This window comes from Sphaerospermopsis kisseleviana CS-549 (assembly GCF_028329225.1).
GTDB lineage: Bacteria > Cyanobacteriota > Cyanobacteriia > Cyanobacteriales > Nostocaceae > Sphaerospermopsis > Sphaerospermopsis kisseleviana.
In genome coordinates this window covers 23,002-31,120 of record NZ_JAQMTI010000142.1, presented here as the reverse complement: position 1 = coordinate 31,120, position 8,119 = coordinate 23,002, and the positions used below count along the sequence as shown (strand labels likewise).

Sequence of the window (8,119 nt, the reverse complement as noted above, 5' to 3'; positions counted from 1 at the left end):
TTCTTTGCCATCTCTTGAAATCCCAAAAAATGCACACTTTTTCCGGTATACCCTTCAAAACCCTTGCACTAATTTCTGTGTTTATCAGCCTCTAACCTTTGATATATCAAGGTTTTAGGTTTATTCAGCAAACCCTAATTAATGATGATCGAACAAATCTAAATCTGTAACTGCGCCAACGCTACTAGAGGCTACGAGTTTAGCATATTTAGCTAACACACCTTTAGTATAGCGGGGTGGACGGGGTTGCCAGTTGGCACGACGACGGGCTAATTCTTCATCAGATACATTGATCTGTAATAACCGCGCATTAGCGTCAATGGTAATGCTATCACCTTCTTCTACCAAGGCAATATTACCACCAACTGCGGCTTCCGGGGCAACGTGACCAACTACCATCCCGTAAGTACCACCGGAAAAACGCCCATCGGTGATTAAACCCACGGAGTCACCTAAACCTGCACCAATAATAGCAGAGGTGGGAGCGAGCATTTCCCGCATTCCTGGACCGCCTTTGGGTCCTTCATAACGGACAATTACCACATCCCCAGCTTTGATTTTCCCTGCCAAAATGGCATCTAAACAAGATTCTTCTGATTCAAATACTCTCGCAGGTCCGGTAATGGCTGGTTTTTTCACTCCGGTAATTTTGGCAACTGCACCTTCAGTAGCCAGGTTGCCTTTGAGAATAGCCAGGTGTCCTTGGGCGTACATGGGGTTATTCCAAGGACGGATCACATCTTGAGCGGGTGATGGTTCGTCAGGAATATCTGCTAAAACTTCGGCTACAGTTTGTCCTGAGATGGTGAGACAGTCACCATGTAACAGGCCATGAACTAAGAGCATTTTCATGACTTGGGGAATACCACCGGCTTTGTGTAAGTCTGTGGCTACATATCTACCACTGGGTTTTAAGTCACAGATGACGGGAACACGGCCGCGAATGGTTTCAAAGTCGTCTAAAGTGAGTTCTACACCAGCAGCACGGGCGATCGCCAGAAAATGTAAAACTGCATTGGTAGAACCACCCACGGCCATAATCACAGAAATGGCATTTTCTATAGATTTACGGGTGATAATTTGCCGGGGTAAGATTTGTTTACGGATAGCTTCTACTAAAACGGCTGCTGATTTGGCGGTACTTTCGGCTTTTTCCTCATCTTCTGCGGCCATTGTGGAGGAATAGGGTATACTCATGCCCATTGCTTCAAAAGCTGAGGACATGGTGTTAGCTGTGAACATTCCTCCACAAGAACCAGCACCGGGACAAGCGTTACGTTCTACTGCGAATAGTTCATTTTCATCAATTTTACCGGCGCTGTGTTGACCTACTGCTTCAAAAGAACTGACAACGGTTAAGTCTTTACCGTCATATTTTCCGGGTTTGATTGTGCCACCATATACAAATATGGCGGGGATGTTCATGCGTGCCATTGCTAACATAGCACCGGGCATATTTTTATCACAACCACCAATAGCCAGCACACCGTCCATACTTTGCCCACTACAAGCGGTTTCGATAGAATCGGCGATGACTTCCCGGGAAACTAGGGAATATTTCATTCCTTCTGTTCCCATTGAAATGCCATCACTGATGGTAATAGTACCGAAAATCTGGGGCATTGCTCCCGCTTCTTTTACACCAATTTCTGCTCTTTGGGCGAGTTTGTTAATCCCCATATTACAGGGGGTGATGGTGCTGTAACCATTGGCAATACCGACAATGGCTTTGTTAAAATCTTCATCTTGGAAACCAACCGCCCGTAACATAGCCCGGTTAGGCGATCGCTGCACCCCTTGGGTAACTACTTTACTTCTTAAATTTTCTGCCATTTTTATTGATTCCTTCTGTACCATGATCGCTATGATGGCGATTTTTGTAGGTTTTGTACGTTTTGTAGGTTTTGTAGGTTTTGTAGATATTTATTCTCTCAAAAAGTGGTCATTGGTTATTAGTTTCTTAGTTATTGATTTATTAATGATTGGCTTATTAATCATTGGTGATTATTTATGTATCAAATAAGTAGTCGTGTAAAATAAATTTTATAGTTAAATCTTATAGTTAGATTTTATAGTTAGATTTTATAGTTAGATTTTATAGTTAAATTTTATAGTTAGATTTTATAGTTAGATTTTATAGTTAAACGATGTTTTAAAAGTGCTATTCCGTGAAGTAATGTAATTAAAATCATGCTATAAGCTGTTACACAGCTAAATTGTATGATCCTAATATTCTGAACTCTTGTTTAACAGGCAAGATGCCTGTTCCACTTATACAAATTAAATGAACAACAGCTTATCACTTTAAATTACTTAGTTTACAAATCTTTAGAAATTGTTAAAAAAAATTTTTTAGGTATAAATTAACTCCTATTAAAACCTCTCCCTTACAAGGTGAGATGCTTTAAAAAACCTTAAAAAACCTTTTACGTAGTTATGTAATGACTTATGTAACAAGTGTAGAGATGTTAGTTTCTCGTAGATTATTAGTTCTGTTTTATACTTTTTTAACAAACTGCTACACAAAAAAAAATAAAAAAAATAAAAAAATAAAAAAAATATACTTCATTTCAAAACTGTGTCACAACTATTATCGTATAATTAGATTCAAATATATATAGTGTCATCAAAGTAATCTGTGTGGGAGTAGTATACATAGGCGATCGCGCAACAGGCAAGACTCACCTAGCACTAGAGTTAGCCAACCCCGATGGTGAATATGTCAAAGTTAGTAATCTCGATTATGACAATCTGAGATTGTTATTGCTGGATGAAAATTACCAAGGCAAGCCCACGGATGCAGTAGCACCATATCAATATTATTTAGATATGAATGTGCGGCTACCGTCTGGGAACAAGCAGGTTTTAGTAAATTGGGTTGATACAGGGGGGGAGGTATGGCGGAAAAGTTGGCAAAAAGATAATACTGATCGGTGGATTCAATTTTTAGATCCTATTCGCAACAGTGAAGGACTATTACTCATTATTCCACCCCATCGGGGGATGAGTTTTCAAAGTGGTGTGGATGTAGAACAGTTCCCCACACAGAAACAATGGTGTAATCGTTTTGAGAGATGGGTAACATTTTTCCATCAACAATGTCCAAAAGTCAGACATTTGGCTATTTGTATGAACAAAGCTGATTTATTTTGTAATTTATCCACAGAAGGAGGAAAACTAGCTTATAAACCCCACGGTAGTTCCCTCAACTGGCAACAACGACATAGTTATGTTTTACAAAAATATTTTCGTCCGATTTATTCCCAGATAGAAAAATTAAATCAAGGTATTGATGGCGGTTCTGTGCGGTGTTTCATTACATCTATTTACCATCGGAGTCTATTAGAATTACCTTGGATTTATTTAGGTAGTTTTTTGGCTAAATAGGTGTAAATCATGTAGATATTATGGATATTATTCAACGATAACAAAGATTTGAAAAATCATTACAAGGGTGTGATATGGGCAATATTCACGTAATTGGACCACAGGCTTCAGGAAAAACTACTTATTTAGCAGCTTTGGCTTATCAACCAAGTAAAGCAGCTTGGAGAAAGAAAAATTTTAAAGTTCAAGCATTAAATGACGAAACCAAAGAATTAGCAGATAATGCAGAAAATATTATTGTAGAAGGTGCATCTTTAGAGCCTACTCGGACCAAGGTTACAACCATTGATGATTTAAAAGTTTACTCATTTTTGATTGAAATCCAGAAAAAATGGCAAAAACCAGAAAAAATTAATTTAGCTGTCCGTGACTATCCAGGAGAAGTTTTTAAAGAATTAGAATCTGTATCTGCTGATCCAGTCCATGAAGAATTTATGAATGAGTGTTTAAGTAAAGATACTCAAGGGTGTTTAATTTTGTTAACTGAGTGGAAACAAGGAACAGATAAATTTTATAAACGAGTTTTCAAAAGGTTCATAGACTTAATGGATAAACAAGAAAGATTACAGGATTTACGGTTAGCAGTAGCCATGAGTAAATGTGAAAGAGGCGAACTGTGGCCTGGTAGGTTAGATCCAGAAAATGATTTATTTGCCATTCATTTTCCAGACACCCTGACATTTTTAAAAGACAATATTCCTAGTAAAAATCTACAGTTTTATGCTATTTCTACCTTTGGGGTTTTACACCGTACAGATCCACGACCAAATCGCAAAGAAGAATTAGGAAAACAGAACAGATATTCTGTTTTAAGAGAACCTGAACAATGGTCTCCCTATGGAATGATCTCCCCTCTTTATTGGTTGAGTACAGGTAAGAAGATGAAAGAAGATGCTTAATTTATTTAAAAGTAAAAATCAGACCCCATTACAAAGTAGTGTAGTGTTACGAGTGATAGGCGATCGCGCTTCTGGAAAAACCACATATATGGCTTCTTTAGCACGGTGGCCAAATGCTGATCCTAACAGTCTAGTGCAAGCTGTAACTGCTGTAGATGAAGGTGGAGAAGACTTGATCAATAAAGCTCAGAATATCTTAGAACAAGGGTTACAACTAGAACCAAATAAGTTAGAGAATATTTCAGAGGTTACAAATTGCACTTTGCAAATAAGTCTAAAAGAAAAAAAAATAGGTTCTCCATTGTTTAACCTGAATATCAGTTCTAGAGACTATTCAGGAGAATTTTTTAGTGACTTATTACATCAAAGTCAAAATCCCCAGTTAGAGGAATATTTAGAAGATTGTTTACAAGCTAATGGTATTATGTTTTTAGTTGATGGTAGCAGTCGCCGTAAAGACTTAGAATATGCCAATGGTTTAGACAAATTGCTGTTAGCACTGGATCGGAATGATATCACTGGCAGTAAGCGCCGAATTGCCTTAGTATTGAATAAATGTGAACAATCTGATTTATGGGTAAATCGAGATAAACCAGGATTTTTAGCATCAGCGCGGTTTCCCCAAGTTTGCCGAAAATTACAAGCTTGGCAACAAATGGGAGGAGGAGAGATAGAATTTTTTACAGCTTCTGCTTTTGGGATGTTGGGTAATAAATATCCCGAACCAAATGTTAACTTATTAAATAGGAGTAGAGGAGGAGTGAGAGCAGTAATTAAAAATCCTAAACTGTGGCGGCCTTTTGGTTTAGTTGCGCCCATTTATTGGCTGGCTAAAGGTTCACGTCATCCAGAGTTAGATCATGTATGAAAGAAGTTAGCCATTTTTGATCTTACCCTCACCCTCTCCTAGAACACCGATTCATTAATTGTAAGGGCGAAGCATTTGGACGGAATATGAACTGGTTTCAACGATAGGTTATCAGCCGAATGCTTCGCCCCTACTAAAACCAAAATTTTATTGTAAGGGCGAAGCATTCAGACAGAATATCAAGGGTTTTAGCGATAGGTTATCAGCCGAATGCTTTGCCCCTACTAAAACCAAAATTTTATTGTAAGGGCGAAGCATTCAGACAGAATATCAATGGTTTTAGCGATAGGTTATCAGCCGAATGCTTCGCCCCTACTAAAACCAAAATTTTATCGTAAGGGGGAAGCATTTGGACAGAATATCAATGGTTTTAGCGATAGGTTATCAGCCGAATGCTTCGCCCCTACTAAAACCAAAATTTCAAAGCCTCTCTCCTTGTAGGTAAAAATAAAAAACATGATAAAAAATATGAGTTCACCAAACATTGAAATCCACGAATTTAGTACAGGTATTCACATTCAAAAACGCGATAATGGTTGGGTGTCCCTTGGTTTTACGGGACAATATATGAACGCTACTATTAACCCTATTCCTCAAGTTGTAGAAAGGGCGATCGCTAATCAAGAATTTGCTTTAGCTGAAGGTGCATCTAGTGAAAAACCGGCAATTATTGGGCGGGTAGTAGGAAGCGGTGATGATGCTTGGTGTGTAATCGCTGTTGTTACACGAGGAGAGGATGAAGTGGGACGCAGTGCGGCTTTTTATCGTTATTTTTTATGTCAGGGAGATAACAGTTATTTACGGTTTATATTGGCTTGGTGGGAACAAAATCAAAAACCAAGATTTAACCCTTTAGATGTTAAAGATAGTCCTCATTTATTTACAGTTACAACAGTTACAGGAGAAATTCCTACACCTCATCCTACAAAAGAAGATGAATCTTTACCATTTGCACAACAAAAACCGATAGTTTTACCAGTAGAACGGCAAATTGATTTATATACTCTTAACAGTTTAGCTATTAGAAAATCTAATTCATATAACAATGGTTTACCTGTATCCTGGGCGTTTAATGTAGAAGCACTGGTAAAACCAGAACGTTTCCAAATAATTCAACCAGCATCACAAAAAGCCTATGACGGACTAACACGAGCCATTGCTAATGCTGGTCAGATTGTTTCAGCAGTTAATTTTGATGAAGCAGCGTTAAAGGCCGGGATTCGCAGTTTAATGAATAGTTCCCAAGTCAAACCGGAAGCAGTGGAGGAAATTGTTAAAGCTGTAGAAAATGAGGAAGTTACTGATGAATATTGGGAGAATTTATTTAATGGTCAAGGTGCGGATAAAGCGATCAAGCAAAAAATTTACAGTCCGCAAATGGTAAGATTGATGACAATAAGAGCGATGGTTTTGCCAGAGACTTTACCGCAGTTTTTGGCATGGTTGAAGATTCAACCTGGTAAAAAACTTGATGAAAATCAAATGATGTCTTTAGAGTTGCAAAAAGCTATTCGGAAATCATTCCCTAAAGAACAACTATCAGCAGGAATTAAATATCTATTACCCAAGTTATTAGATGAGAAAATATCCGTAGATAGTCTTAGTTGGTTGTTAGCGATGGAAGGTAGTGCTTGGGTTTATGCTCAAAAGGAATTTTTTAATGATATTAAATATGATTTACAATTAATTCATGATCATTGTTCTAATTCTAATAACTTATACCCAAATTCTGTTCTTAAAAGTCAAATTAAAACTCAAAATGATTCATGGCAAAATAATTTGAAATGTGAAAAGGAAATTTGGGAAACGTTAATACACAATTGGAAAGGTATTCAACAAAGACTCTATATAATCGAAGGATATCAACCTTTAGCTGAATTATTTGAAAATTTCAAAGAATATGATTTAGCTGCATATTTTTATCAAATCCAAGAGGGAGAAGTCAAAAAAGATTTATTTGATCTAGTAACTGATGCACCATACCGTCGCCGATCTTCATCTGTTGTTTTTGGTTTAAGTCTTGTACGAAAAAAGAATTTAATTGATCATGCCTTTGATTTTATTATTTTTATTGTGGAGTATGATATGAAAATTGGATTGGTTGTTCCTCTTTCCCTAGTAATCTTAGTTAGTGGTTGGTTTATCGGTACAAAAACTTGGCAATCTTATACTAGTGCAACTGATATTGAAAAATCTTTGTGTAGTAAGACTTTCAAAGATGAAGGTAACAAAAAATGTCAGGTTATATTGGTAGATAATGACATTTATGCTTTTAGTGAAATCAAGCAATTAATTCCAGCGATTGTAAATGATGTTGTTAATCAAAAAATTAACCCACCAACACCAACATCAACACCAACACCAACACGACGACCACGAACAACACGACGACCACGAACAACACCAACACCAACACCAACATCAACACCAGTAGATCAAAACGAGATAAAAGAACAAGTCTCAAGGAAGCTAGAGGAAATTTTAGAAAAATCAATATCAGAAGGAGAATCTAAACTTCAATACACAGATTTATCCCTTGATAAAAAAGCAACAGACTTAGTGATTCAACAGCAATGGGTGAGAGCAATTTATATTTATCAAATTGATAAACAAATACCATATCAAAAAATCGCAGTTAATAATGGTGAAAAACCTAAATGTTTCTTGTGGATTTTCTGTCCTAAGAAAGATGATTCTAATAACCAAGCTATTGATGCAAAAGACTCTCAGCTTTATAAAAAATTGAGAGAAGATATTGAAGCAAAATTGTAATTAATTTATGGTCAGGGTTTAGCAGTGCTAAATCCTTTACAAAGGGGGGCTAAGGAGGGTATTTCAAGGATTACAAATAATGAACGCGATCGCTTGTGTTACCCTTTTACCCCACCCTAACCCTCCCCTTGTAAAGGACTGGATTTTCCGGTTTCTCACCTTTGTAAAATCGCTATTCACAATATTCACAACT

At 37.1% G+C, this 8,119-nt stretch carries 6 protein-coding genes; 5 read left to right on the top strand and 1 reads right to left on the bottom strand.

Going from position 1 to position 8,119, the window contains the following annotated elements; genetic code table 11:
- Positions 1-138: 138 nt before the first annotated feature.
- Positions 139-1,833, bottom strand: coding sequence for a dihydroxy-acid dehydratase (ilvD, locus tag PN497_RS11765; protein ID WP_190347201.1), 1,695 nt, complete (start codon positions 1,831-1,833; stop codon positions 139-141).
- 31 nt (positions 1,834-1,864) lie between these two features.
- Between ilvD and PN497_RS11760 the strand changes: the two genes are divergently transcribed.
- The 5 genes from PN497_RS11760 (at position 1,865) to PN497_RS11740 (ending at position 7,926) form a co-directional block, all read left to right on the top strand.
- The gene (locus tag PN497_RS11760; protein WP_272110210.1) at positions 1,865-2,023 is read left to right on the top strand and encodes a hypothetical protein; all 159 of its coding nucleotides are present in this window, start codon (positions 1,865-1,867) and stop codon (positions 2,021-2,023) included.
- A 617-nt stretch (positions 2,024-2,640) separates the two neighbouring features.
- Entirely contained in the window at positions 2,641-3,387 is a 747-nt protein-coding gene (locus PN497_RS11755; protein ID WP_096565416.1) for a hypothetical protein, read from the top strand.
- Positions 3,388-3,461: 74 nt separating this feature from the next.
- Positions 3,462-4,286 (top strand): TRAFAC clade GTPase domain-containing protein, encoded by an 825-nt coding sequence (locus PN497_RS11750; RefSeq protein ID WP_096565418.1) that lies wholly within the window; start codon positions 3,462-3,464, stop codon positions 4,284-4,286.
- Positions 4,279-5,154 carry a TRAFAC clade GTPase domain-containing protein gene (locus tag PN497_RS11745; protein ID WP_096565420.1) on the top strand — a complete coding sequence of 292 codons (876 nt, stop codon included), beginning with the start codon at positions 4,279-4,281 and terminating at the stop codon, positions 5,152-5,154. The genes PN497_RS11750 and PN497_RS11745 overlap by 8 nt, the downstream gene beginning before the upstream one ends.
- Before the next feature lie 468 nt (positions 5,155-5,622).
- Positions 5,623-7,926 carry a hypothetical protein gene (locus tag PN497_RS11740; protein ID WP_272110207.1) on the top strand — a complete coding sequence of 768 codons (2,304 nt, stop codon included), beginning with the start codon at positions 5,623-5,625 and terminating at the stop codon, positions 7,924-7,926.
- Positions 7,927-8,119: the final 193 nt, after the last annotated feature.

Coding starts and splice junctions, on each gene's coding strand:
- ilvD (WP_190347201.1), bottom strand. CDS start 1,833: ATGGCAGAAAATTTAAGAAGTAAAGTAGTTACCCAAGGGGTGCAGCGA.
- PN497_RS11745 (WP_096565420.1), top strand. CDS start 4,279: ATGCTTAATTTATTTAAAAGTAAAAATCAGACCCCATTACAAAGTAGT.
- PN497_RS11760 (WP_272110210.1), top strand. CDS start 1,865: ATGATGGCGATTTTTGTAGGTTTTGTACGTTTTGTAGGTTTTGTAGGT.
- PN497_RS11750 (WP_096565418.1), top strand. CDS start 3,462: ATGGGCAATATTCACGTAATTGGACCACAGGCTTCAGGAAAAACTACT.
- PN497_RS11740 (WP_272110207.1), top strand. CDS start 5,623: ATGAGTTCACCAAACATTGAAATCCACGAATTTAGTACAGGTATTCAC.